The 24,628-nt window shown below is 40.1% G+C and carries 25 protein-coding genes; 15 read left to right on the top strand and 10 right to left on the bottom strand.

All coding sequences use genetic code 11. The features are described from left to right. Positions 1–45 precede the first annotated feature (45 nt). The 5 genes from WSC_RS0114460 to WSC_RS0114440 all read left to right on the top strand — a co-directional run bounded on the left by WSC_RS0114460 (position 46) and on the right by WSC_RS0114440 (position 4,061). On the top strand, positions 46–1,266 hold the full coding sequence (locus tag WSC_RS0114460; protein WP_016956660.1) for an aspartate aminotransferase family protein: 1,221 nt from the start codon (positions 46–48) through the stop codon (positions 1,264–1,266). A 395-nt stretch (positions 1,267–1,661) separates the two neighbouring features. After that, a complete protein-coding gene (locus WSC_RS0114455; protein ID WP_016956659.1) occupies positions 1,662–2,363 on the top strand; it encodes a VIT1/CCC1 transporter family protein in 702 nt (233 codons plus the stop codon). Between the two features lie 11 nt (positions 2,364–2,374). After that, positions 2,375–3,052: an alpha/beta fold hydrolase gene (locus WSC_RS0114450; protein ID WP_016956658.1), complete on the top strand. Its 678-nt coding sequence runs from the start codon at positions 2,375–2,377 to the stop codon at positions 3,050–3,052. After that, complete coding sequence (locus WSC_RS0114445; protein WP_016956657.1) at positions 3,049–3,720, top strand: penicillin-insensitive murein endopeptidase; 672 nt, start codon at positions 3,049–3,051, stop codon at positions 3,718–3,720. Before WSC_RS0114450 ends, WSC_RS0114445 begins: the two co-directional genes overlap by 4 nt. Before the next feature lie 38 nt (positions 3,721–3,758). Next, the gene (locus tag WSC_RS0114440; RefSeq protein ID WP_016956656.1) at positions 3,759–4,061 is read left to right on the top strand and encodes a DUF2845 domain-containing protein; all 303 of its coding nucleotides are present in this window, start codon (positions 3,759–3,761) and stop codon (positions 4,059–4,061) included. A gap of 51 nt (positions 4,062–4,112) precedes the next feature. Here WSC_RS0114440 and rsgA read toward each other — a convergent pair whose 3' ends face one another. Next, a complete protein-coding gene (gene rsgA, locus WSC_RS0114435) occupies positions 4,113–5,156 on the bottom strand; it encodes a ribosome small subunit-dependent GTPase A (RefSeq protein WP_016956655.1) in 1,044 nt (347 codons plus the stop codon). A gap of 304 nt (positions 5,157–5,460) precedes the next feature. Here rsgA and astA point away from each other — a divergent pair, with 304 nt between their 5' ends. Then, positions 5,461–6,501 (top strand): arginine N-succinyltransferase, encoded by a 1,041-nt coding sequence (gene astA, locus WSC_RS0114430; protein WP_026016862.1) that lies wholly within the window; start codon positions 5,461–5,463, stop codon positions 6,499–6,501. Positions 6,502–6,535: 34 nt separating this feature from the next. Next, positions 6,536–8,023 (top strand): succinylglutamate-semialdehyde dehydrogenase, encoded by a 1,488-nt coding sequence (gene astD / locus WSC_RS0114425; RefSeq protein ID WP_016956653.1) that lies wholly within the window; start codon positions 6,536–6,538, stop codon positions 8,021–8,023. A gap of 9 nt (positions 8,024–8,032) precedes the next feature. Here astD and WSC_RS0114420 read toward each other — a convergent pair whose 3' ends face one another. Together WSC_RS0114420 and pelA are read right to left on the bottom strand one after the other, a co-directional pair. Beyond that, positions 8,033–8,716, bottom strand: coding sequence for a cation efflux transmembrane domain-containing protein (locus WSC_RS0114420; RefSeq protein ID WP_016956652.1), 684 nt, complete (start codon positions 8,714–8,716; stop codon positions 8,033–8,035). Between the two features lie 158 nt (positions 8,717–8,874). Then, positions 8,875–10,491 carry a pectate lyase gene (gene pelA, locus WSC_RS0114415; RefSeq protein ID WP_016956651.1) on the bottom strand — a complete coding sequence of 539 codons (1,617 nt, stop codon included), beginning with the start codon at positions 10,489–10,491 and terminating at the stop codon, positions 8,875–8,877. 151 nt (positions 10,492–10,642) lie between these two features. Here pelA and WSC_RS0114410 point away from each other — a divergent pair, with 151 nt between their 5' ends. The 5 genes from WSC_RS0114410 to WSC_RS0114395 all read left to right on the top strand — a co-directional run bounded on the left by WSC_RS0114410 (position 10,643) and on the right by WSC_RS0114395 (position 15,662). Further along, a complete protein-coding gene (locus WSC_RS0114410) occupies positions 10,643–12,139 on the top strand; it encodes a tetratricopeptide repeat protein (RefSeq protein ID WP_016956650.1) in 1,497 nt (498 codons plus the stop codon). A gap of 59 nt (positions 12,140–12,198) precedes the next feature. Continuing rightward, entirely contained in the window at positions 12,199–13,269 is a 1,071-nt protein-coding gene (locus WSC_RS0114405) for a substrate-binding domain-containing protein (protein WP_016956649.1), read from the top strand. A gap of 120 nt (positions 13,270–13,389) precedes the next feature. Then, the gene (locus WSC_RS0114400; RefSeq protein WP_016956648.1) at positions 13,390–13,794 is read left to right on the top strand and encodes a Dabb family protein; all 405 of its coding nucleotides are present in this window, start codon (positions 13,390–13,392) and stop codon (positions 13,792–13,794) included. A 135-nt stretch (positions 13,795–13,929) separates the two neighbouring features. Next, complete coding sequence (locus tag WSC_RS24660; protein WP_082196190.1) at positions 13,930–14,079, top strand: DUF2256 domain-containing protein; 150 nt, start codon at positions 13,930–13,932, stop codon at positions 14,077–14,079. After that, entirely contained in the window at positions 14,076–15,662 is a 1,587-nt protein-coding gene (locus tag WSC_RS0114395) for a cryptochrome/photolyase family protein (protein ID WP_016956647.1), read from the top strand. Before WSC_RS24660 ends, WSC_RS0114395 begins: the two co-directional genes overlap by 4 nt. A gap of 12 nt (positions 15,663–15,674) precedes the next feature. Here the strand turns inward: WSC_RS0114395 and WSC_RS0114390 are convergent, their stop codons facing one another. The 3 genes from WSC_RS0114390 to WSC_RS0114380 form a co-directional block, all read right to left on the bottom strand. Next, positions 15,675–16,178 (bottom strand): GNAT family N-acetyltransferase, encoded by a 504-nt coding sequence (locus tag WSC_RS0114390; protein ID WP_016956646.1) that lies wholly within the window; start codon positions 16,176–16,178, stop codon positions 15,675–15,677. A 61-nt stretch (positions 16,179–16,239) separates the two neighbouring features. Next, a complete protein-coding gene (locus tag WSC_RS0114385; RefSeq protein ID WP_016956645.1) occupies positions 16,240–17,400 on the bottom strand; it encodes a DUF418 domain-containing protein in 1,161 nt (386 codons plus the stop codon). A gap of 16 nt (positions 17,401–17,416) precedes the next feature. Beyond that, positions 17,417–18,322 (bottom strand): LysR family transcriptional regulator, encoded by a 906-nt coding sequence (locus WSC_RS0114380; RefSeq protein WP_016956644.1) that lies wholly within the window; start codon positions 18,320–18,322, stop codon positions 17,417–17,419. 98 nt (positions 18,323–18,420) lie between these two features. Between WSC_RS0114380 and lldD the strand changes: the two genes are divergently transcribed. After that, positions 18,421–19,551: an FMN-dependent L-lactate dehydrogenase LldD gene (gene lldD / locus WSC_RS0114375; protein ID WP_016956643.1), complete on the top strand. Its 1,131-nt coding sequence runs from the start codon at positions 18,421–18,423 to the stop codon at positions 19,549–19,551. Here lldD and WSC_RS0114370 read toward each other — a convergent pair. The 4 genes from WSC_RS0114370 to WSC_RS0114355 are packed head-to-tail and all read right to left on the bottom strand — an operon-like array spanning position 19,543 to position 21,242. After that, the gene (locus WSC_RS0114370) at positions 19,543–20,337 is read right to left on the bottom strand and encodes a M48 family metallopeptidase (RefSeq protein ID WP_016956642.1); all 795 of its coding nucleotides are present in this window, start codon (positions 20,335–20,337) and stop codon (positions 19,543–19,545) included. The genes lldD and WSC_RS0114370 overlap by 9 nt on opposite strands. Positions 20,338–20,385: 48 nt before the next feature. Further along, positions 20,386–20,778 carry a TM2 domain-containing protein gene (locus WSC_RS22965; protein ID WP_016956641.1) on the bottom strand — a complete coding sequence of 131 codons (393 nt, stop codon included), beginning with the start codon at positions 20,776–20,778 and terminating at the stop codon, positions 20,386–20,388. A gap of 22 nt (positions 20,779–20,800) precedes the next feature. Further along, positions 20,801–21,025, bottom strand: coding sequence for a membrane protein insertion efficiency factor YidD (gene yidD, locus WSC_RS0114360; protein ID WP_016956640.1), 225 nt, complete (start codon positions 21,023–21,025; stop codon positions 20,801–20,803). Further along, complete coding sequence (locus WSC_RS0114355; protein ID WP_016956639.1) at positions 21,018–21,242, bottom strand: DUF4177 domain-containing protein; 225 nt, start codon at positions 21,240–21,242, stop codon at positions 21,018–21,020. The genes yidD and WSC_RS0114355 overlap by 8 nt, the downstream gene beginning before the upstream one ends. Before the next feature lie 150 nt (positions 21,243–21,392). Between WSC_RS0114355 and WSC_RS0114350 the strand changes: the two genes are divergently transcribed. After that, the gene (locus WSC_RS0114350) at positions 21,393–22,169 is read left to right on the top strand and encodes a substrate-binding periplasmic protein (protein WP_082196189.1); all 777 of its coding nucleotides are present in this window, start codon (positions 21,393–21,395) and stop codon (positions 22,167–22,169) included. 300 nt (positions 22,170–22,469) lie between these two features. Next, positions 22,470–24,581 carry an EAL domain-containing protein gene (locus tag WSC_RS0114345; protein ID WP_016956637.1) on the top strand — a complete coding sequence of 704 codons (2,112 nt, stop codon included), beginning with the start codon at positions 22,470–22,472 and terminating at the stop codon, positions 24,579–24,581. Positions 24,582–24,628: the final 47 nt, after the last annotated feature.

Genomic DNA, 24,628 nt, shown 5'->3' with positions numbered 1-24,628 from the left:
TATTGCCACTATACTTATAAGAAAATTATTCAATGGAGAATTTCAATGACTGATCAGCTTCAGGTCAATCGAGCTACTTTTGACGAAGTGATGTTACCAAACTATGCCCCACAAAATATGGTTCCTGTACGTGGCGATGGTTCGCATGTGTGGGACCAAGACGGTCGCGAGTATATTGATTTTGCAGGTGGTATAGCGGTGAACTGTTTGGGTCATTGTCATCCAGCCTTAATACAAGCTTTACAAGAGCAAGGTCAAAAATTATGGCATGTAAGTAATGTTTGGACCAACGAGCCAGCATTGCGTTTAGCCACTAAGTTAGTGGATGCCACTTTTGCTGATAAAGTATTTTTCTGTAATTCAGGTGCTGAAGCAAATGAAGCAGCATTAAAACTAGCGCGTCGTTATGCACTTGAAGTATATGGTGAAGAAAAAGACCAAATTATCTCGTTCAAACAATCTTTCCACGGCCGTACTTTCTTTACCGTTACTGCGGGTGGGCAAGAAATTTATTCAAATGGTTTTGGCCCTAAACCGGGTGCAATTGACCATGCGGATTATAATGATTTAGCCTCACTTGAAGCGTTAATTTCTGACAAAACTTGTGCGGTTATTTTAGAGCCTATGCAAGGTGAAGGTGGGGTAATGCCAGCAACACCTGAGTTTATGCAAGGTGTACGTGCTTTATGTGACAAACACAACGCATTAATGATTTTAGACGAAGTGCAAACTGGTTTTGGTCGTACTGGTTATTTATATATGTACCAGTCTTATGGGGTTGAACCAGATATTTTATCAACCGCTAAATCATTAGGTGGTGGTTTCCCAATTGGCGCAATTTTAACTAAAAACCATATTGCTGAGCATTTAAAATTTGGCACACACGGCACAACTTATGGCGGTAACCCCTTAGCTTGTGCGGTAGCTGAAGCGGCATTTGATATTATTAATTCGCCTGAAGTTTTAGCGGGTATTGCAAAGCGTGAAGCTATGTTCCGTGAAAAGCTTGAGCAAATTAATGAAAAATATAATGTATTTTCAACCATTCGTGGTCAAGGCTTGTTGTTAGGTGCGGTAATGAATAAAGAGCACGAAGGTCGTGCGAAAGAGTTTATTGCAGCTTCTATCGAACAAGGTTTTATGTGTTTAGTTGCAGGCCCAAATGTTGTGCGTTTTGCGCCGTCTTTAATTGTTGAAGAACAAGACATTGAAGAAGGTTTTAAACGTTTTGATAAAGCAGTAGCACGAGTTGTTGCTGGCGATTAGGTTTAAAAAATCAGCAAGCACTTAAGCGTAATCTGCGTTGCTCCCACAGCCCGATAATCGGCAAGCAAGCGAGCGATAATTTAGAGCAAAACTTCAAACGTCTGGGACGACGTTTGCGAGCGTACAGGGATTGTATTTACAGCATTTTTGCGAAAATTATGCTTGTTTGATTGCGGATTCCCCCCACCTCAATCATCCAACTACCGCGTTGCCCTAATCAAAGGATGCAACAATCCAGCTGTATGCAACTTTCCAAAGTTATTGATTAGTTTATTTACGCTTAAAATCAGAATGGATACGTGGGAGCGCAAGCTAATTTTGTAGCACTTAGCGGCAGATGTCTGCTATAACTCTTATATAACGAGCGGTAATTCCAACCCTATAATGGATACTGAATGACGAACTACATTCCACACGAAGAAGAACATAGGTCGCATAGATCAGGCTGGTTGCGCGCGGCAGTTATGGGCGCAAATGATGGTATCGTTTCAAACGCAAGTTTGATTATAGGTGTCGCAGCAGCAGGCTCTAGTATTGAAAATATTATGCTCGCGGGTGTCGCTGGTTTAGTTGCTGGTGCTTTATCTATGGCGGCGGGTGAATATGTTTCGGTTAGTTCTCAGTCAGATATTGAGCGTGCTGACTTAGCAATAGAAAAACAATCATTAGAAGAAAATTACGAGCTTGAAGTGTTAGAGCTTGCAAAAATTTATCAAGAGCGCGGCGTTGAGTTTGACCTTGCAAAAAAAGTTGCTCGGCAATTAATGGAGCATGACGCACTCGGCGCACATGCACGAGATGATATTGGCATATCAGAAATCTCTAGTGCCCAGCCATTTGCCGCAGCAGCCTATTCAGCAATTACCTTTTCGGTTGGGGCTTTTTTACCACTGTTAATGGCATGGCTGGTGCCTTTGTCTTGGTTAATAACCAGTGTTGCTACAAGTTCTGTATTATTTTTAGCCGTGCTTGGCATGCTTGCCGCTTATGTTGGTGGCGCACCTATTAAAATAGGCGCGTTTCGTGTCGCTTTTTGGGGAGCAATTGCCATGGCTTGTACCGCTGCTGTTGGGCAATTATTTGAGGTAGTAGTTTAATTAGGGACGTTATGCGAGTTATTTTTTTGCCTGGTATGGATGGCTCTGGCCTGATGTATGAGGCCTTGCTAAATTTGATTGATGGTAAGTGTTCGTATCAAGTTATAGCGCTTGAACAAAGTGGTAACCAAAACTACGCTGCCCAAGCGCAACTTATTGCGGATTCACTAGGTAATGAAAAGCTAGTTTTGTTTGCTGAGTCTTACTCAGGTTATTTGGCAAAACTAGTCACAAATATAAAACCCAATAATATTGTTCATATCGTTTTTGCTGCTAGCTTTATCACGCGGCCACATCCATTAGTGAAAATTGCAGCTGCCATGCCTTTAAACCAAATTTTAAGATTGGCTCCGCAAAAAATACTGAATCACATGTGTTTTGCCAATAGAGCTGGAGCGAATGCATTTAAATTACTGGCTAGTTCATTACAAACCACCAGTGAAGCTGTTTTAAAAGAACGAATTCGAAATATGGCAAATTTACCTATGCCAGACGACAACATAGATATTCCGTGCACTTATATTCAACCCAGCCGCGACTTTTTGGTTTCAAAGCGAGCAGTGGCTAAACTAACAGCGCACTGTAGTAATATTGAAATCATTAACTTAGCGGGTGGTCACTTTATTGTTCAATCTAACCCGGTTGGATGTGCAGAGGTTTTGTTGACTGTTATAGAGAGATTCAAATGAAATACGCAATAGCAATGTTGTTATGGTTAGTGTTGCCGGTTCACGCTAAGCAGAGCGTATGTTTTGGAACCACAGCTAATGGCAGTTTAAAAGCTGGTGTGCAGCTACCACGAAGTGGCAACAATTTTATTGTTTACAGTGATATAGCTCGTTTAGCTGGCCGAACACATGTGCATTCAACGGTTTACGATATAGTGGTTAATGCTTATAAAAATTTAGAAAAATTAGAGCCAGAGAAAGTATTCAAGTATGCAGAAACAGGTTTTGCTGATGGTGGTAAATTTAGACCACACAAAACACATCAGAATGGTTTGTCTGTCGACTTTATGACGCCAGTTTTGAATAACAACAAAGAGTCTGTGCATTTACCTACGCATCCATTCAATAAATTTGGGTACAACATCGAATTCAGCCCAGACGGTTTTTATGCGAATTACGAAATTGATTATGTCGCGTTAGCTGCACACATTGTAGAACTACACAAAGAATCGAAAAAACGCGCTGTAGATATTTGGCGCGTTATCTTCGACCCCAAGCTGCAAGCTAACTTATTTAAAACTAAGTACGGCGACTACCTGAAAACTCATATACAATTTTCGACAAAACCTTCATGGGTTCGCCATGACGAGCATTATCATGTCGACTTTGCAGTTAAATGCGAGTCGTGAGCCAACTTATTCTTATCTTATACACATAAGGAACTGATATGAAGATCAAACAATTTGCATTTATCGCTATCGTATTTATGCCGTTTTTATCAGCATCGCACCAAGCTCAAGCAAAAACAATCAGAGCACACGGGTGCGGGCAAGATTTTGTTCGCATTGGTGATTCTAAATGGGACGTAATAGCTAAATGCGGCGAGCCTTTGCATACCGAGGTCATTTCGGGAGACAGCCAGAATAAAAAGGAGTTACTGGTTTATAACGCTAAGCTATATCCAGCACATAAGAAGTTAATTTTTTCGTTTGAATCTGGACAACTAGAAGAAATCAAATTAACCAACTAAGGTGTCCTAAGCTGTTAAAAAGCGCGGGGGTTCAAAGCCCCGCTATAAAATTTAAAAACCTTTTTTCTGCTGGCGGGCGCCAGTTTGCACCTGTCGATACATTTTACTCAAGGCTTTATCTTTAGCGCGTTTTTGCTGCAAACTATCTGCATTGTGCGCTTGTTCGCGCAATAACTTTCGATAGTTTTCCAAGCGCCGTGTATCTAAATCACCTTGGTTTATTGCTTTAACAACAGCGCAGCCAGGTTCATTTTCATGTTGGCAATTGCTAAATCGACACTGCTGTGCAAATTCTTCAATATCAGCAAAGGTTTGTTTTACTCCGGCTTCACACGCTGGCAACTGCAATTCACGCATGCCTGGTGTGTCGAGCAATATAGCTCCCGATGGCATAAAATGAATTGAACGAGCAGTTGTTGTGTGTCGACCTTTTGCATCGTCTTCTCGAATGCCAGCCGTCGCTTGAGTTGATTCACCCAATAAGGTGTTAATCAAGCTAGACTTACCAACCCCTGATGAACCAACAACAGAAACTGTATTGCCTAAGCGGCAGTATGCTTGCAGTGCTGAACAACTAGCAGAATCTAAACCATTAACTGCCTCTACGGCTAAATAAGGCTCTAGAGCTTGAACTTGAGCAATTAATGGCGCTGCATCGTCACATAAATCCAATTTAGTTAATATTATCACTGGGGTGATTTGTGCTTGATGCGCAAGTGCCAAGTAACGCTCTATGCGGCTCAAATTAAAATCTTGATTCAGTGAACTAACAATAAACAAGCTATCAATATTGGCAGCAATAAATTGCTCATTAACCTTAGTTCCCGCAGCTTTACGGCTGATAAGCGATTTGCGTTCTAATAATCTGCTGAAACTATACTCAGCCGTTAGCAGCAGCCAATCTCCGGCTGTCATTATTGGTAAGCTTGCGGTAATCGGCAGTTTTATTTGTTGCTGTTCAAGTTGAACAATATATTCACTTCTATGATGAGCAACAATTCGCCCACACTGTAGGTTTTCAAACTCGTCTAAAGAAAGTTGTTGTTGATAAAACGATTGCCAACCTAGTTGTTGCAAAGAAATATTTGTATTCATTATTTTTCTCTAACCAAAACAGCACATTGCTGTTATGCAAGAAAGCAGGAGTAATGAATATCATGACTCCCGGTAGATAATTTTCACCGGGTAAAGAGCTTGGAAAGGTTAGAACTAACGAGGTAAATTTTTTAGTTCTGAGCTTTTACCGGGTGGGTGTGAATTACAATCATCAATTTCTCCTTAGTTGTATTAAATACCGTAAACAATGCCAGTTTATACCTTTATTGCTTAGTGATAAACATTATGACTTTAATAATCTGAACTATTATATAAAGAGTAGCAGCTTTTGCTGGAGGCGGTTATGCAGGTAATTCGGCCAATTCGCATGGATGATTTAGACTCATTGGTGACAGTAGCACAAACATCTGGGCATGGTTTTACCTCACTGCCTAATAATAAATCCGTGTTAACGCAACGCATTGAAAATAGTATAACTGCTATGGCGTTGCCTGCTGATCACCATTTTGGTCAACAAAATCAAAGTTATTTGTTTGTATTGGAAGATTTGTCGACCAAACAGATACTCGGCACCAGTGGTATTACATCGGCTGTTGGTTTAGACGACTCTTTTTACCATTACCGAATTAGCAAAGTTGTGCATAGTTCCCCAACCTTGGGCATTTATAATCCACAAGAAGTTTTAACCTTGTGTAACGACTACACAGGCGCAACTGAAGTTGGAAGTTTGTATTTAACCGAGCAAGCTCGTGGCTCTGGCCTTGGCATTATTTTATCCAAGTTTAGATTTTTATTTATAGCTGAAAATAGGCATAGGTTTAATGACAGAATATTTGCCGAAATGCGTGGGGTAACGGACGATAAAGGTCATTCACCATTTTGGCATTGGTTAGAAAAACACTTTTTCCAGCTCGATTTTCCCACTGCAGATTATTTAACCGGTATAGGCAAAAAAAGTTTTATTGCCGAATTAATGCCGCGCTTTCCAATTTATATTTGTTTGTTAGACAAACAGGCACGGAAAGTAATTGGCCTAGTTCACCCGAATACTGAGCCTGCGCTTGCTATGTTAAAACGCGAAGGTTTTCGCTACACAGGTTATGTTGATATTTTTGATGCAGGGCCAACGGTTGAGGCTGAGCTAAAACAAATACGCAGTGTCAAAGCCAGTCAAAAATTGTCGGTGGCAATTTGTACCCGTAATGATGATGAGTCTGTGCCGCTAAAGTCTGCTTTGGTTTGCAATACTAAAGTAAGTGAATTTCGCGCGGCAAAACTCGATTGTTGGGTAGATGAAATAGCCAATCGGCTAATGTTAACGGCTAAACAAGCTAAAAATTTAAATGTAGAGCAAGATGAGTCGGTGAGAATTTTACTGATGTAAACATATCAAGATTGAGGTGAATCGCGGAGGTGGTATGCAAAACAAAGTGCATTGTATTAACCATCAATGGATTGTCGGTGATGGTAGAGCGTTTGAGAAAATAGACCCAACTAAAGGTCAACAAGTTTGGTACGGCAGTGCCGCCAACGCTGAGCAAGTTCATCAAGCTGTTATGGCTGCCAAGCAGCAACTTATGCCTTGGATGCAAACGCCGTTTAAACAGCGCTTAAATATTTGCCGCCAATTCGCCAAATTAGTTGCTGAATACAAAACTATCCTCGCGCATACAATTTCATCTGAAACAGGCAAACCAATTTGGGAAGCGGAAACCGAAGTTGCCGCGGTAATTGGCAAAATTGAAATTTCGCGAAAAGCTTACCATCAACGCACTGGTGGCAAGCGTCAGCAGCTTGGGGCAAATCAAGCGAGTTTAACCCACAAAGCACGCGGTGTTTGTGCTGTATTAGGGCCGTTTAATTTTCCAGCGCATTTACCTAATGGCCATATAGTGCCAGCACTGTTGGCGGGCAACACAGTGGTATTTAAACCAAGCGAACAAGCTCCCAAAACCGCTGATTTAATGCTGCGATTGTGGATTAAAGCAGGTTTGCCCGCAGGTGTGGTTAATTTAGTACAAGGGGATAAAACTACCAGTCAAAGTTTAGTGCAGCACCCTGATGTTATTGGGGTATTTTTTACTGGCAGCTCACAAACCGGTATTGCCATTCAGCGTGCTTGTTTAGAGTATCCGTACAAGGTTTTAGCTTTAGAAATGGGCGGCAATAATCCGTTAGTGGTAGATTCTGATGTCGATATTAATGCTGCGGTTTATCACATTATACAATCTGCATATATCACAGCTGGGCAAAGATGTACCTGTGCACGGCGCTTAATATTACCTGCAAATACAGCAGAAAGTTTTTATTTTAGCCAGCAACTCATTGAAGCATTAATTATTAAACTCAAACAGCTAAAAGTTACTCATTATGATGCTGAGCCTGCAGGTTTTTATGGTTCTGTGGTGTCGCTGGCGGCGGCTAACCAACTGTTAATGTCGCAGCAAAAATTAATCAGCGCGGGAGCGAATGCTTTGTTGAGCATGCAGCATTTAGAGCGCGATACAGGTTTATTATCGCCAGGCTTGTTGGATGTTAGCCAAGTTTCGCCTGAAAATATGCCTGATGAAGAAGACTTTGGCCCACTGTTAAAGGTGCAATATTACCAAGATTTTAATCATGCGATAGAGCTCGCTAACAATACGCGCTACGGTTTGTCTGCTGGTTTATTGAGTAACGACAAAGCTAAATTTAAGCAATTTTTACAATTAAGCCGAGCAGGTATAGTGAATTGGAATTTACCAACAACAGGGGCGAGTGGTAGTGCGCCTTTTGGTGGCATTGGCTTAAGTGGCAACGCTAGACCCAGTGCATTTTATGCGGCGGATTATTGTGCTTATCCTGTAGCGAGTATGCAGGCAAAACAACTTATTTTGCCTGCGAATTTGCCGCAGGGTTATTTGTAGTAACAAGTATTAGTCTTTGCTATCACAACAACTAGTTGTCGCTTTAGTTTCACCACAGCTAGTTGATGGTGCACAGCAAGATGTAGTTTTCACCGGTTCACCGCGTAGCTGGCTATTGGCTTCTTTAATTATTTGTAATGCCGAGCGAATCACAATTAAAGCAATTACAGCGGCAATTAACCAATCTGGCCAAGCAGCATTAACAACTGGTACAAGTATAGCCGCAACAATTACACCACAGTTGGCGAGCATATCATTGCGCGAACAAATCCAACTGGCACGCAGGTTGACGTCGCCTTGTCTAAACTGATACAAAATTAAAAAACAACAGACGTTTACCACTAAGGCTAATACAGCAACCCAAGTCATAATGAATTCATCAGGTGTTGCTTGGGTGTAAATTTTCCAGCCAATGTGTACCAATACAAACACGCCCAAACTAAGTTGTAGATAGCCATTAACTAAAGCCGAGCGCGCTTTTTGCACTATGGTTTTGCCAACAGCATATAAGCTCAAACTATAAACGACAGCGTCTGCTAGCATGTCGAGTGAATCGGCCATTAATGAGGTTGAATTAGCGATCCAACCGGCAATAAACTCCACAAAAAACATCACTGCATTGAGTATTAATACGATCCAAAGTAGTTGTCGTTCTTTGTTATTTTTAGCTTCGGTTGCACAGCAGCCAGACATAGGCATTCCTCAAATATCCATTGTTACAAAGAGTATACGCTTGCAAGCAAGGATGTAAAAGGTGGAAAAAGTAGGGAAATAACTTGTTGAAGAATGCGTGGCTAAAACAAGTTTAGCCACGCAATAAGACGGGGGAATTGCTAATTAGTCGCTAGCAATTAGTAGTAACCAACACTGTTAGCATAGTTAATTAACTTAGTGCCGTAGTTGCCACCCCATTGATAACCGTATCGGCGCTCAGGTTCAACTTGCATAATGTCGTACACTTTACCTGCGCCCGGTGGGTTATCGCTGGCAGAGCGGCCACTGAAAAAGCCAGTATTGGCGTCAACATCATAAAAGCGATACCACATAGTGCTGCCAGCTTGCGTTTGAATTGGATTATAGTTGTCGTCGCTACTGCTCTTCGGTCGACTGATATAAGTAGTATCAGCAACTTGCACTTGTGGATCTTTATACCAAGCGAGTGCAGATTTTACTGCCATCTCCACCGCATCACTTTGTGGACGTGTCATTAAAAACGCTGCGACCAACACAGATTCTTTACCGCTTTTTGACGCAAGTTCATACGAACGCGCCGGTTTAGGTAAATAATCGTCAACACCGTGCTGAGCACACCACACAGTTAATTTACCATCTTGAACAATTTGCGCTTTTAAAATGAAATTCACCCCTTGTTTAATGGCTAAATCAATTTGCTCAATTTGGCTAGAAGTGAGTAGGTCGTTATTTAACGGTGCTTCTTGGCGCTGAGCTTTATCTAATAAAATTAGTACACGTGCCATAGCGTCATCGTTAAAGGTCACGTGATCTGAATAAGAGCTGCCGCCACGTGCAGGATAAACTTGTGGCCAACCACCAGTTGATGTTTGCATGGTTAATAAAAAGTCGACTGCGGCGCGTGCGCCATCGCGATATTTTATGTCGCCAGTTCTTTGATAAACGTCAGCTAAAAACAAAATTTCTGACACGGTTGCATCATTGTCTATTGTGCCCAGCTCAATGCCATTGCCAACCCAATCAGAGCGCGCATCAGAACCATTCCACGGCGTTTGATATTTACTCACACCATATTTGTAAAAGCCGCCGTGAGGCATTTGCCAAGTTAAAATATTATCGGCAATTTGCTTATCATCAGCGATTTTTTCTTGCTCACTACCTTGGTCGGCTAACCAATCCTGATAATTATCTAGCTCGCCATAAACAGGGTTACCTTGTTGATTTAATAACGGCCCCGAGTGAACATCACACGCATTTGCAACAATATCACCACCTTTTATGGTGAGTGAGTCAATGTTAGGTAAACCTGAATCAGTTTCGGCAGTTAAAACAATAGAATATAAACCTTTGGCTAAGGTCAACTGCTGGCTCTCTTGCTGCCAATTATCCCAATCAGTCGTACTACTAAACTGATATGTAGCACTTTGCTCAGCACCGCTAGCTAAATTTGTCACTGTTAATTTACCTGCACGACTGCTACCGGTGGTAAATTTAAACATGACAATATAATCGTCAGCTTGTTTAAGCTCAACCTGCCAACTAATTTGTGCACCCACTTGGTTAACTGTATCGATAAAACCAATGCCATTAAAACCTAAATGTTTATCGTCCACTTGGCCATCGTATTGGCACAAACCAGTGGTCATTTCTTCTATGGTTAATTCAGCATGAATATTGTCACTGGTGCTGGTTGGAGCATCAATGTCTACACTGACAGATTTACAGCCTGCCAAGCATATCGCAGCGATTAAGCCGCTCAAGAGAGTTTTGTGCACTATATTTCTCCGAACAATTGGAATTGTTTTGATTCGTTTGTGGCTACCAATATAAATGACATGTTAAATTTGTAAAATGTTTTTTATGCTTGTGTGAGATGGCCGCTTAGGCATATTATGCAAGAATATCAATATCTAGGATCACCAAGGAATGGCAAAATTCATTCAATTTCTGCTAGTTAGTTTAATTTTCACTGCCACCGGTAGCCAAGCAAGCGTATTAAAAGGCTCAGTCTATTTTGCAGAAAAAAACTACACAAAAGCTTATGAAGAATACAGCCGAAGCGCTCAACTTGGCAACGCGCATGCTTATTATCAATTAGCTGTGATGGCTTATAATGGCTTAGGGCAAGCAGCAAACGAAGGACAAGCTGCGGTATGGTTTTATTTAGCCGCAGAGCAGAATTTTCAAGATGCAGAAAAAATGTACCAAGATATTCTGGCTATGTTTGACCCTAAGCAACAAAAAATTATTCAACAACAAGCGGCTCACTACCAAAAAATATTTGGCCAAAAGAGCATTAAACAAAAATACTATCCGACAATCACGCCCGAACGTTTAACAACACAAATAGTTGTTACACAGAGTTTAACCGCTGACGATGAAAATGCCTTTGCTGATGAGTTCGATGAAGTACTTGCTGATATCGAGTTTGATATGGAAGACAGCGATGGCGTGGGGTTTAACTGGAATAAGATGAATCAACAACGACTTAACGCCGCGGCCAAAAGTGATAAATTGATGAATGCGCCGTATTTGGCTTTAGTTGATTATTACTTAGCAACAGACGGAAGCCTACGTGATTTAATGCCATTTAATCAGCTTGGCCGAATAGACAGAGCAATGGGTGCACTAAAATCAACGCTATTAGAGCCAGCAACTTATGTTGAATCGCCGGTTAATTTTATCCAACGCGCATCTTTGGGGGTAGCTAGATACGACAGTTTTAAAATGATGGATAAATTTCCGCGGTTATATACCAAAATTAAGCGCCAAGCAGCTAAGTTGCGCAAAGATAAAAGTGCCGATGGACAATTTGAGCTCGCCATGATGCTGGCTAATTTTTCTTGGGTAAAAAAACATCCAACTGAAGAAATAGACATTCTAACCGATCTTGCAAATCAACATATGGTTGCGGCGCAATATGAACTTGGTTTGGCTTTATACCGACAACAAATTGATGTTGAGCAGGGAATAAACTGGTTATTTACCGCCGCACAATACGGCCATGAAAAAGCCGCTTTTCATTTAGCGCAAATAATACAATTTAGCCCTTGGGTAACGCATGACACACACAAAGCCTACTTGTGGTATCAGCAGAGTGAATCTTTAATACCTGCCCAGTTGAAGTTAACGGAAATAAATTTAACGGCAAAAGACAAAAACTTAAATAACTTTAAATTAGCAAAAACACGTTTAAATAAGCTTAAAAAACTTGCGAATAAAGATCCTGATTATGAGTTTTTAAGCGCACTTTATTTTAAAAACAAACCATCAAGAAACTTACCTTTGGCACTAAAACACATGCGAACTGCAATTCGATTGGCTGATAGCTACAATTGGGATTCAAGTGCTTGGCAAGATATGCTGGCTGATTGGACACAAGGCCGAGTGACCATTACCAAAGAAGGCGAAGTTAGTCAGTAAACTTTACTTTTAGCTCTTTTGAACTATAAATTTAATATTCATTTGAGCTGAGCGAGTAAATGAAAAAAACATTCCTAAACTACCTCATTGGCCTGTTATGTTTGTTAATGAGCAGTAGCGCCAGTGCGCTAAACGTAGTGTATGTTTTACCCGACTACGAAGAGCACCAGTTTTGGTATTGGGTAGCGGATGTTGTTAGAGCTGTTGGCAAGCAACAGCAAATCGAGTTAGAAAGTTACCACGTCTCCAACAATAGATTCACCCTAGCTGAAAAAATCACTGAAGTTGCTGAGCGAACACGCAAGCCCGATTACGTGGTGTTTAGGCCATTTCAAGGCTCAAGCCAACTGGTTTTCGAAACCTTAGAGCGGGCACAAATTCCCTTTATAACGCTAGAACGCGTCTTTGAAGGTAAAGAAGCTGAGTTATTACAACGCCCTCAACAAGCTTTTCAGTTTTGGTTAGATGAAATTGAATACGACCAAAAAAATGCTGGTGCTAAATTAGCCGAAAAACTACATAAAGAATTTTCCAAAGAACATGCTGGAAAAGTCGCACAACTCACTGGTTTAGGCGGCGTATACGACAGAGTCTCGAGCGGACGAGAAGATGGATTAAGAAGCTATTTACGCCAAACGAAAAAGATAGTACTTAACCAAGTATTCCCGATGCAGTTTTCACAAGCTGTGTTGAGCCAAAGATTTAGCAGAGTGTTAAGCCGTTACCCAGATACAGATATTTTTTGGTGTGCAAGTGCACAAATGGCATTAGAGGTAAACTTACAAAGTGGTAAGTCGACCAGTGGTAAAAAGTGGTATATTGGAGCATTTGATTGGCTACCTGAAGCTGTAGAACAAATCAAAGCTGGTAAAATAACAGCTTTGGTTGGTGGGCATTTTTTAATGGGTGCGCAGGCGCTAATCAATATTATTGAAAAAGATCGTCAACAAACGAGCCTGATAAAAGACTATCAATTTGAATTGATTGATGCGGCCAATGTCGCGCAGTTTTCACCCTTTATCAAACAACATAAATGGCAACAGGCTGATTATTCGAAGTTTATCTTAAGCACCAATAATCAAAACCCTCCAGTTTTAAGCGTGCAAAATTTAATTGAACTTGGCAATTAACTCAGTCTTTGTATCTTTTTTAATTTTCTAGGTTAGAATTTTTCTTCAGCTCTATTACCTAGACGTGACTATTGCTACAGTGTTGCTACCTTGTGTCCAAAAATAATTTAGCGACCCCAGATGCAAACCCGTAGACAATTTATTCAAACATCCGCAGCAACTGCTGTTGCAGCAACAACGCTATCAGCCTGTTCCAAGAAAGAGCGAATGTCTTTACCAAAAATTTCTCATACCGTCTTTTTCTGGTTAAAAAATCCGGATTCAGTAGAAGATCTCAACAAACTCATTGAAGGGCTAAAAACACTTGGGCAAATCGAGCAAGTAAAAGCCATACATATAGGTGTGCCAGCCAGTACCGAGCAACGCGAAGTTGTAGTGAATAGTTACCAAGTTTCTGAATTACTGATGTTTGAAAATGTAGAAGATGAAAAAATCTATCAATCACATCCCACCCATCAAGCCTTTGTTGAAAACTACAGCCACCTTTGGCAAAAGGTCGAGGTGTACGACTCAGTTGCTGTTTAACAGAGTAAAATTAGCTAATCCAAAACTTATATTCATTCGTATCACAGTTTGTAGTTACATAACTACACAACAAGGACTGTGGTTCTGCTTTTAGCCTGCTAGTTTGCAGGCTTTTTTTTTATTAGTTGATATTGAATGAATAGTTTTAAAGGTAACAAACGCCATCTGCCCATTAAGTTATGCCCAGTTTGTTTACTAGAATTTACTTGGCGAAAAAAGTGGGCGAATAATTGGCAACAGGTGAAGTATTGTTCCAAACGTTGTCGGCGTGAGGCAAGGGCATGAACTGCTTAAATCTGCCTGCCGACAACAGCATAAAAACAGTGCGCTTAATATTAGGTGATCAACTAAATGCCAAGCATTCTTGGTATAAACAAAAAGACCCTTCTGTGCTGTATGTTATTGCCGAGCTTAAACAAGAAACCGACTATGTAATGCACCATATACAAAAGGTCTGCGCGTTTTTTGCTGCGATGGAAAATTTTGCCAGCGCTCTAAGCAAGGCTGGACATAAGGTTTTACATTTAACGCTAGATCAAACTTGTGACTACCCAAGTTTGAATGGCCTGATTGTCAGTTTAGTTAATCATTACCAAGCACAACAATTTGAATATCAGTTGCCGGATGAATACAGATTAAGGCAACAACTTGAGCAGTTATCTAAACAACTAGCTTGTGACAGCCGACAATTTCAAACCGAGCACTTTTTTCTTGCCGATGATGAATTAACAAAATACTTTTCTGCTGGTAAACACCATAGGATGGAAGCTTTTTACCGCAAAATGCGCAAACGCTTTTGTATATTAATGGACGGTGAAAAGCCTTTGGGTGACAAATGGAATTTTGATGCAGACAATCGTAATAAACTCAAAGCGCAAGATTTAGCTGCAATTCCACAACCGCTGGTGTTTGCTAATTCAGTGGTAGATATTCTAGCAAGGCTTAAGCGGCATAAGGTTAAAACCTTTGGTCAAACCTATGAAGAATTATTATGGCCGGTGAATCGCCAACAAGCTTTGCAATTACTCGACTATTTTTGCCAATACTGTTTGCCGAAGTTTGGCTATTTTCAGGACGCTATGACTTGCCAGGCAGACAATTTACTCACTAAAAAACAATGGAGTTTGTATCACTCTCGTTTGTCATTTGCATTGAACAGTAAAATGCTCAGTCCGCAATTAGTCGTAAACAAAGCATTGGCAGCGTATAACAATTCGAATATTCAATTAGCGCAAGTCGAAGGTTTTATCCGCCAAATATTAGGCTGGCGCGAGTTTGTTAGAGGGATTTATTGGGCAAATATGCCCGCCTACCAAAATATGAATTCTCTTGAAGCGAATAATCAATTGCCCGAGTGGTTTTGGGATGGGCAAACCAAAATGAACTGTATGCGCCATGCCATTGAACAGTCGTTAGAATATGCCTACGCCCATCATATTCAAAGGCTAATGGTTACTGGTAACTTTTGTTTAATCGCCGGTATTATCCCAGACCAAGTCGATGCTTGGTACTTAGGTATTTATATTGATGCCATCGAATGGGTCGAATTGCCGAATACCCGTGGCATGAGCCAGTTTGCTGATGGTGGTATAGTGGGTTCAAAAGCTTATGCCGCAAGTGGCAACTATATTAATAAAATGACTGACTACTGCAAAAGTTGTCATTACCAGGTTAAACAATCAGTTGGTGATAATGCCTGTCCACTCAACGCCTTATATTGGCATTTTATGTTAAAGCACCAACAGAGCTTTAGTGCCAACCCCCGCAATAAAATGGTTTATGCCAACTGGCAAAAAAATGCTGAAGACAAACAACAGCAAATTCTTGCAAGGGCTGAAAGTTTGTTGGCGAATCTAAATCAACTCTAATTGAACAATTATTTAATTCGCTAATAGTTTTTCTAGCACGATAACCTGCAAATTATCAACCAGCGGTGAACCAACATCTCTATCGAGTGGAAATGGGAATTTGATTGATGTGGTTTTGTATCCTTGGCGTTTATAAAACTCAATTAGCTCAATTCTTGGCTCAAGTACGCTGACTATCAGCCTACTCACGCCATGAAATGTACAGGATAGTTCTTCTGCTTTTTTCAAAAGGTATTTACCATAACCAGAGTTTTGCCGGTTGCAAGCAACTCCAAGCCCGCCGATCTCTATAGTGTTTTGCTGTCGTCTTAGGTTAAAACAGCCAATATACTGATCTTTGTCCTTTAACAGAAAGTACTTGTATTGTTTGTTAATTTCGTTGGTAATTGTGTTTTCTGTTGCTCGCTGGCCAGCCACTAAATGCTTTTCAGTTGTCCAGCTCGGACCGACTCGATAAGAATCATTCAGTATATTAACAACATGCCCAACCAAATCTGAGTTAACTTCAACTATCATTCTTACTTTCCTTGTTATCTCTTTTAGAGCTAAATAAATTTGGGGATCTCGCGGGACAACATTAAGCCGTTTCAGTTTGCACTGTATCTTTTGGCAATTTTGTACGCAAAGTTAATTTTCGCCACAGCCATTCAAATGGCCCTTGGTTAAAGCATTTAAAATACATTTGTGTACATAGCAACTGAATGACAATGAACACTGCTGCAATTAACAAATAATCGACTCTAACCGCGGTTAAGTGAAACTCTGGCATAATATAACGCAACAAAATAGCCATACAGATCGATTGTGTTAAGTACAAAGTTAACGATAGTTTTCCAGCATTTGCTAGCCAGTTTAGACATAGCTTAACCCTAGCATTATTGGCTTGCACAAGCTTGACTAGAAAGCTTGCGTATACAAGTCCGACAAACAAGCCTGAAATATTTGCCAGTTCATGCGACAACAAAAAATACCTATGCTCATTTACCATACGCAAATAAATATCCAAGCCAATAATTAAACTTGCGATAACACAGAGCTTTAACATGGTTTTGGCGGACAATCCTTGGGTAAAAAAGTTTGTTTTATACAGGTAACCGCCAAGCAACATCACGCCAGAAATTTGTAAAAAGAAAAAGGTCGGTATAACCGCAAGGCCAATTAACCAAGCGTAAAACTGCATTTCTATTTGATATAAATAGCTGCCGTACCACAGATTGTGTGCTTCAAGATATTCAGCACTGTCGCGGTAAAACACCTCTTGCTCAGGAAATAGTGCGGCGAAACAGGCTATCAACAAACCAATTACCCAACCAATACTTATATAAACAAGTGCTTTTTTACGCATTTCTTCTGCGGGTAGCGATAATTTATCAACAATAAACAAAGCACCCACAGCATACATAAATAAAATGTCACCAGCGTAGATAAACACTGTATGCACAAAGCCAAATAACAATAACCAATGCAGACGCGCTTTGATCAATGCTTGATAATTCTGCTGCTCGTTATTGAGTTTGTGATACTGAATTGCTAACCCGGCACCAAAAACCAAACAGAGCAGGGTGCGAAAACGCCCATCAAAAAATAGCGCATTAAGACTAATAACAATTTTATCGGACAGCGGCGAAGGCGATAAAAGCACATAGTCAAATTCCAACATGCCATGGCTATAAATGTTCATTAACAAAATGCCTAAAATGGCGACACCGCGAACAAGGTCGATAGATTGAATACGCATGTTACAAAGTTCCTTTTTAACCAACAAAATAATGCGACATATTTAAATATGCTTGTTTGATATGTTCGACTAATAACTTAATTTTATTTGGCGGATGTTTGGTGAAAGGGTATACAGCGTACACGCCCAACGTTTTGCCAACCAGCTTGGGAAATAACTCGACTAATTCGCCACTGACTAGATCAGGATACACCAAACACCTAGGTACATAAGCAATGCCATGACCAGCTAGCACAGCTTTGCGTAACGCGCTGGCGTTGTTGGTTGAAAACGCGCCTTCAATACGGACGAAATAATTGCCAGTGTCCGATTTAAATTCCCATTCGTTTGCGCCAGAGGTTTGGTAACTATACTTTAAACAATTGTGTTGTTGCAGCGCTTTAGGGGTTGGTGGTTTGCCATATTGTTTTATGTAGTTGGGGGATGCACAAACAACCCATTGCGAATCTATTATATGTTTGGCGATTAAGCTGGAATCTTCTAATAAACCTGTGCGAATAACTAAATCGTATCCTTCATTAATTAAATCAACAAAACGGTTATCCATTGACATATCAACGGTTAATCCAGGGTGTTGATTACAAAATTGTGCAACCGACTCTGCTAATAACAAATCACCAGAAATAGTGGGCACCGACATTTTGATATGGCCGGTAATTTTTTCGCCTAAACCAGAAACAGCATGTATCGCTTCTGTCGTCGCTTGCTCAACTTGTTTGGCGCGTGCCGCTAAAATGCTGCCAGCTTCAGTGACTGTTAATTTGCGGGTGGTGCGGTAGAGCAATTGCACGCCCAACTCTTTTTCTAAACGAGCAATGCGTTTACTCACCACCGAATTGGTTAAGTTATTCACCTCAGCCGCTTTGCTAAAACTACCGAGCTCAATTACTTGTGAAAATAGAATTAAGTCGTTTGCTAACATATTTGCTTGTTTTTGGAATCAGTGTTGTTCATTATTTCTATTTATCGACAAAAGATAAAGCGTTATTGTTTGTAAAACTAAAAATAAAGGTTAGATAAATGATAATTTCAGCACCAACAGATTACCGCAAAGCGGCCGAAGCAAAATTACCACCCTTTTTGTTCCACTATATAGATGGTGGATCTTATCGAGAGCATACTTTACAAAAAAATACCGATGATTTAGCCGATATCGCGCTAAAACAAAGGGTATTAAACAACATGGCTGAGTTAGATTTAAGCACTGAAATTTTTGGTGAAAAACTCAATATGCCAATTGCGTTAGCACCTGTTGGTTTAACTGGCATGTATGCTCGCCGTGGTGAAGTTCAAGCTGCAAAGGCTGCGGCCAACAAAGGTTTGCCTTTTACCTTATCAACAGTGTCTGTATGTCCAATTGAAGAAGTTACTCCAGCAATTGAAAGACCCATGTGGTTTCAGCTGTATGTGTTAAAAGATCGCGGCTTTATGAAAAACGTATTAGAGCGTGCAAAAGCAGCTGGTGTAACTACCTTAGTATTTACCGTTGATATGCCAGTGCCAGGTGCGCGTTATCGCGATATGCATTCAGGCATGAGTGGTAAAAATGCTGCAGCACGTCGAATATTACAAGCAATGACACATCCTCAATGGGCGTGGGATGTTGGTTTATTGGGTAAACCACATGATTTAGGCAATATCTCTACTTACCGAGGTACACCAACCAAATTGGAAGATTATATTGGTTGGTTAGGTGCCAACTTTGACCCATCAATTTCATGGAAAGACCTTGAATGGATCCGCGAGTTTTGGGATGGCCCTATGGTGATTAAAGGCATTTTAGATGAAGATGATGCCAAAGATGCAGTTAAATTTGGCGCAGACGGAATTGTTGTGTCAAACCATGGCGGTCGTCAGCTCGATGGGGTAATGTCTTCAGCCAAAGCACTGCCAAAAATTGCTGATGCGGTAAAAGGCGATATTAAATTAATTGTCGACTCAGGCATTCGCTCTGGTTTAGATGTTGTGCGTATGTTGGCACTAGGTGCAGATTTAACAATGTTAGGTCGCTCGTTTATTTATGCGTTAGCGGCAAATGGTCAAGCTGGGGTTGAAAACTTGCTTGATCTATATGCCAAAGAAATGCGTGTTGCTATGACCTTAACTGGCGCAAAAAACATTAATGAATTAAGCCGAGATTCATTAATTTGATTTCTGCATAATCTCAATTCGTGATTTGATATTCGGGTGAGTACTAAACCAATCGTGCTCGCTCGAATAATTTTCTGCTTTGTCTGAATTTTCTGCGTGTTCAGCAAGCTTTTCTAATACGTGCAAAAATGCTTCGCTCGATTGATAGTGTTGCAACATATGTTGATGGGCAAATTGATCCGCTTCTAATTCAGCTTGACGCGAATAAGATAAATTAATGCCATGTACCGCACCTTGCATTAAAACCGCGCTCAAACTGGTAATGTCTCCAACAAATAATAAACCAGCGATAGAAAGGGTAGAAGCTTGTACCAAATTCTCTAGCCCATGGTTATGTTCAACATGGCCCATTTCGTGTAATAAAATTGCCGCTATTTGTTGCTGATTATCGGTTAATTCTACTAGTTCATCGGTTAGAACTATGCGTCCATCTACCAGCGCCATAGCATTCGGCGTATCTGGCCAACTACGATAAAGTAACTTATATTGGCTTTGGCGTGTTTTAGGTAAACCGCTCAACATCTGCTTAAATAAAGCATCAATCTGATTTTGTTGTTGCGCCGACAGTTTTGTAGGTTTGAGTATCTCTTTGTCTAACTCTTCAATCGTCGAATCAGCTATATCTACCACAATATCGGCTGGGATTTTTTTCGCGACGAATTCTGAAAATGTCGGCAATATATAAGTGTAAGTTTTATACACTGCCAGAATTGTAACGGCGGCGATAGCTAATCCAATAATCAACCATTGTTTGCGGTCTTCTCGAAAAACTATTTTTTCTTCCACAGTGTTTATTCCATGTTTCTATCGACCTGTACTGGTCAATTTATTGGATTAAATTTTCGCTTGTTCAGTCATATTGTGCTGGCTCACCTCAGCAAGCGTTTGCCTCATTACTTGATTATTGTATTGGTACAATATGTTTTGGCTGTTAAACAATTGGATGAGTTCATACAAACTAATGGCGATAATTAATACCCAACCATAATATTCAATAAACAAAATGCCTATGGCTAAAATGGCTAAATCGATAAAACCTTGCAGGTTTTTACCCAAATAAAAATGATGCAAACCAGTGATAAAAAAGTAGTTTAAAACCGCATAAGTATCTGGGTCTTTAACTCTTTGGCCTTCTAATTGGTAATAACGTTTTTTTTGTTCCGAAGTAAGCTTTTGAATTTGTTGGCGAAGCGCTTCTTCTTCCTCGCGTAAACTTTGTTCGTCCATTAATTTTTACCTGTGAGCTAAACTATTGCAGCGGATCTTCAATAATATTCGGATTGTCTCTTTGATTGCAGCGGCAAATGCGCTTAAAACCGAACTTTATGCCTTTTACACAACCATATTTAGTAATTGCTTGAGCTGTATATTCAGAGCAAGTTGGGGTGAAGTTACACTCTAAATTAAAATAATGTTTAGAGCCGCCATTGCGCTGATAGCGTCGAATAGCGGCTAAAATAAGGCGTTTAGCCATTTTTTCTGCCAAGCGTGATAATTACGGCTTCACGTGTCCAAAACAACCAAAACCTCTTATTTTCAATAACCTGAAAAACGAGTTCCCAACCACTCGCAGCTTCTTGATTTAAGGTTGACTCTAACTTCTTTAGTGGCAAACCACTTGAGCCTAACAATAATGTTCCACAACCACCTTCAACAACATGCATCACTTTATATTCGTCGTACTTAGCCATAATAAATCCTTAACCCATTATTTATTCTTAACAAAGGTTTAGTACAAAATCTGAATAAAGCATAACAACTTAGTTAAATTATCAGCAAACTTTAATTGTTAGTTATCTAAACTATACTTTTATAACGAACTTCGTGTTTGAGTAATTTACATGAAAATTTGCCTCATATGCCTAATGTTTATTGCGATTGCAGCACAAGCGGATCCAGTGCGTATAATAACTGTCAGTGAACCTCCGGCCAATTTCGTTAATTTATCAGGCGAAGTGGACGGGTATGTCACTGATATCGTTAAGGCAATGCAAAGAAAATTAAAAGATACAACACAAATAGAAGTTATGCCTGAACTCAGAGTTTTGTACACGGCCGACAAATACCGAAACATTGTCTTCTATAGTTTTTCCCGTACAAAAGAACGAGAATTCAACTATCACTGGATCAAACATGTATTGTCGAAAAACTGGTTAGTTTACGCACGGCACGATTCAATGATAACCATAGACAACATAGAACAATTGCGCACCATATCAGGTATTGGAGTTGTACGTGGCGACATCCGCTCAATATGGCTAGAAAGTTTGGGCTTTGAAAACTTACATCCAGTTACCAACCATAGTCAAAATTTACGCAGATTGATGGCGGATCGTTTGCCAGTAATTGCCACTGAAAAACTCACCACACATTATCTTGCGCATGAGCTTGGTTTATCTATGAATACTTTAAAAGTGGTATTTGTGTTAAACCGCTCAGACGTTTATATCGCTATGTCAAAAAGCAGTGACCGAGATCTAATTAATCGCTGGCAAATGGCCGCGCAAGAAATATCTTCAAACGGTGAAATGGAACAAATCGCAAATGATTGGATAAAACGTATAAAAGGTAGTGAGGGCATAGATGTGTCACTAGAAAATGGTGTATTGGTTTTTTGACAAACCCGCTGCTACACATTTATAAAATAACATTGCCGTGCGTAAGCCAATAAACTAATTCTCAACTTGTAAAGGCCAATTTTATTTGTGAGACATTTCGCAAACGCGACAAAGAAATTTCCTAAAGTTTTACCCCTAAATTAAATTGTTTTAGCTTAACTCGTTGAAATACAGTGTTAAGTGGGTAGAGCAATTAGATTACAAACTATCGGATGGATAAGTTTCAAATAGGATTGAATAGCAAATTAACTAGGGGCTTCTAAACTTAAATAAGAGCGCTGTAAAAGAGGTTTTATTTTTATGCAACCAACTAGACGTGAGAAAGCCCCACGACCACCTGCCAATATCGTTATTGTTGATGATGAAATATCAAGTGTAATTGTACTTGAAGCTGCGGTAAAAGACCTCGGTAAAGTGACTTCCACCACAACCCCCGAAGACGCCCTTAAGTTAATACGTGATATTCAACCAGAAGTGGTGCTAATGGACATAGATATGGGTGAATATAACGGCGTTGAATTGTGCAAACAAATCAAAAACGCCCCTGAAACGGCCAAAACCGCGGTTATTTTTGTCACTTCACACAACAACCCCGACCTAGAGTATTTTTCACTCGACTCTGGAGGCATAGATTTTTTAACTAAGCCGATTAACTTAAAAACTTGCAAAATGCGTGTGGCGAACCAACTTGCATTACGCTATTACGCCGAAGATTTAGAAAACGCCAAAAAAGCGCTATTTAATGAAAAAGAACATTTTAAAGCGACACTCAACTCCATAGGTGATGGCGTGATAGCTACCGACGCAGAGGGTTTTGTAACCTTTTTAAATCCGATTGCACAGCACATGACTGGAATGAAAGAATCAGAAGCAGTCGGCTGCCATATTGAAACTGTTATGAAACTTAAAGACGCCACCACCCACGAAAAAGCAATTAACCCTGCAGTAGCAGCTTTGTATGAAGAGCGAGTGGTGGGTATGGCGCTTAATTGCCAACTCTACAGTCACACTGGCAATGTTTATAGAGTGGAAGATTCGGCGGCGCCAATTGTTGATGCAAATGGTAATGTTACTGGCTCAATAGTGGTATTTCATGATGTCAGCGAATCTATTGCAATGGCGGTGAAAATGAATCATTTGGCCAACAATGACCAATTGACCGGATTGCCCAACAGAATATTACTGCACGATAGGTTAGAACAAGCGATAAAAATCTCTAAACAAAACAAATTAATGACAGCCTTAATGCTGATTGATATAGACAACTTTAAGTATCTAAACGATAGCTTGGGCCATCATATCGGCGATATGTTAATCAAACAAGTTGCAAGGCGACTAGATTCAATTATGGATGCAAATTGCACCTTAGCTCGAGTTGGTGGTGACGAATTTGTTTTATTAATCCCGAATGTTCAAGCTGTACGTATACTCAATAGTATAGCAAGCGACATTCAAGCATCGATGCAAAAGCCCTTTGTTTTAGAAGATCAAGAGTATAATTTGTCAGTGAGTATAGGCATTAGTATCAATCCAACTGATGCAGAAACTGAAGGCCACATGATGCGCAACGCAGATGTGGCAATGTTTAGAGCCAAGAAACAAGGTAAACAGCGTTATTGTTTCTTTTCGCAGAACTTAGAACAAGATTTACACGAGCGCATTGAATTAGAAAAAATATTGCGCGAAGCAATTGATAAAAACAGTGTTGAAGTGTTTTTTCAACCACAAATAAACTTAACCACACAGAAAATAAACTCAGCCGAAGCCCTTGCTCGCTTGAAAGATAAAAACGGCAACTACATACCACCGCCTAAATTTATCGCCCTAGCAGAAGAGTTAGGTTTAATAGACCAACTTGGTCAACAAATTTTGCGTAAAAGTTGTATCGCAGCCAAAGAATGGTACGACCGCGGCAAAGAAATTAGAGTCTGCGTAAATGTTTCAGCATTGCAGTTTTGTGCACCCGGCTATTTTGAGCAAGTTTTCTCAGTATTAGAAGAAACCAATTTGCGTACTTCAATGTTGGAGCTGGAAGTTACTGAAACCTTACTCATGCAAGATATTAACTTAGTAGAAAGTGTTTTGCGTGATCTGTCGTTAACTGGAATTTTTATCGCTATTGACGACTTTGGCACAGGTTATTCAAGTTTGTCATATTTGAAACGACTGCCGGTCGACGTACTTAAAATTGATCAGTCTTTTGTGTTTGACATGTTACAAGACAAGCAAAGCCTCGACATTGTTAAAACAATTTCAGATTTAGGCCATTCACTGGGGTTAAATCTGGTAGGCGAAGGCATAGAAACAGCTGAGCATGAAGAAATATTAAAGTCTTTTGGTTGCCAAATCGGCCAAGGTTACCATTATCACAAACCATTAGCGAAAAAAGATTTTGAGACTATAATTTTATAAATATTTACTTTTTGTTGGTAGTCCGTAGTCAACAGGATTGAACTAAG

It is taken from the genome of Catenovulum agarivorans YM01 (genome assembly GCF_000281085.1).
Classification (GTDB): Bacteria; Pseudomonadota; Gammaproteobacteria; order Enterobacterales; family Alteromonadaceae; genus Catenovulum; species Catenovulum agarivorans.
Note: the sequence above shows the minus strand (reverse complement) of the source record. Positions and strands in the feature narration are given on the sequence as shown.

Bases quoted from the DNA above. Each gene is read 5' to 3' on its own strand.
- WSC_RS0114355 (WP_016956639.1), bottom strand. From the start codon at position 21,242: ATGGCTAAGTACGACGAATATAAAGTGATGCATGTTGTTGAAGGTGGT.
- WSC_RS0114455 (WP_016956659.1), top strand. From the start codon at position 1,662: ATGACGAACTACATTCCACACGAAGAAGAACATAGGTCGCATAGATCA.
- WSC_RS0114420 (WP_016956652.1), bottom strand. From the start codon at position 8,716: ATGTCTGGCTGCTGTGCAACCGAAGCTAAAAATAACAAAGAACGACAA.
- WSC_RS24660 (WP_082196190.1), top strand. From the start codon at position 13,930: ATGAATAGTTTTAAAGGTAACAAACGCCATCTGCCCATTAAGTTATGC.
- yidD (WP_016956640.1), bottom strand. From the start codon at position 21,025: ATGGCTAAACGCCTTATTTTAGCCGCTATTCGACGCTATCAGCGCAAT.
- WSC_RS0114445 (WP_016956657.1), top strand. From the start codon at position 3,049: ATGAAATACGCAATAGCAATGTTGTTATGGTTAGTGTTGCCGGTTCAC.
- WSC_RS0114345 (WP_016956637.1), top strand. From the start codon at position 22,470: ATGCAACCAACTAGACGTGAGAAAGCCCCACGACCACCTGCCAATATC.
- WSC_RS0114440 (WP_016956656.1), top strand. From the start codon at position 3,759: ATGAAGATCAAACAATTTGCATTTATCGCTATCGTATTTATGCCGTTT.
- astD (WP_016956653.1), top strand. From the start codon at position 6,536: ATGCAAAACAAAGTGCATTGTATTAACCATCAATGGATTGTCGGTGAT.
- WSC_RS0114410 (WP_016956650.1), top strand. From the start codon at position 10,643: ATGGCAAAATTCATTCAATTTCTGCTAGTTAGTTTAATTTTCACTGCC.
- lldD (WP_016956643.1), top strand. From the start codon at position 18,421: ATGATAATTTCAGCACCAACAGATTACCGCAAAGCGGCCGAAGCAAAA.
- WSC_RS22965 (WP_016956641.1), bottom strand. From the start codon at position 20,778: ATGGACGAACAAAGTTTACGCGAGGAAGAAGAAGCGCTTCGCCAACAA.
- WSC_RS0114385 (WP_016956645.1), bottom strand. From the start codon at position 17,400: ATGCGTATTCAATCTATCGACCTTGTTCGCGGTGTCGCCATTTTAGGC.
- rsgA (WP_016956655.1), bottom strand. From the start codon at position 5,156: ATGAATACAAATATTTCTTTGCAACAACTAGGTTGGCAATCGTTTTAT.
- astA (WP_026016862.1), top strand. From the start codon at position 5,461: ATGCAGGTAATTCGGCCAATTCGCATGGATGATTTAGACTCATTGGTG.
- WSC_RS0114405 (WP_016956649.1), top strand. From the start codon at position 12,199: ATGAAAAAAACATTCCTAAACTACCTCATTGGCCTGTTATGTTTGTTA.
- WSC_RS0114460 (WP_016956660.1), top strand. From the start codon at position 46: ATGACTGATCAGCTTCAGGTCAATCGAGCTACTTTTGACGAAGTGATG.
- WSC_RS0114380 (WP_016956644.1), bottom strand. From the start codon at position 18,322: ATGTTAGCAAACGACTTAATTCTATTTTCACAAGTAATTGAGCTCGGT.
- WSC_RS0114400 (WP_016956648.1), top strand. From the start codon at position 13,390: ATGCAAACCCGTAGACAATTTATTCAAACATCCGCAGCAACTGCTGTT.
- WSC_RS0114390 (WP_016956646.1), bottom strand. From the start codon at position 16,178: ATGATAGTTGAAGTTAACTCAGATTTGGTTGGGCATGTTGTTAATATA.
- WSC_RS0114395 (WP_016956647.1), top strand. From the start codon at position 14,076: ATGAACTGCTTAAATCTGCCTGCCGACAACAGCATAAAAACAGTGCGC.
- WSC_RS0114450 (WP_016956658.1), top strand. From the start codon at position 2,375: ATGCGAGTTATTTTTTTGCCTGGTATGGATGGCTCTGGCCTGATGTAT.
- WSC_RS0114350 (WP_082196189.1), top strand. From the start codon at position 21,393: ATGAAAATTTGCCTCATATGCCTAATGTTTATTGCGATTGCAGCACAA.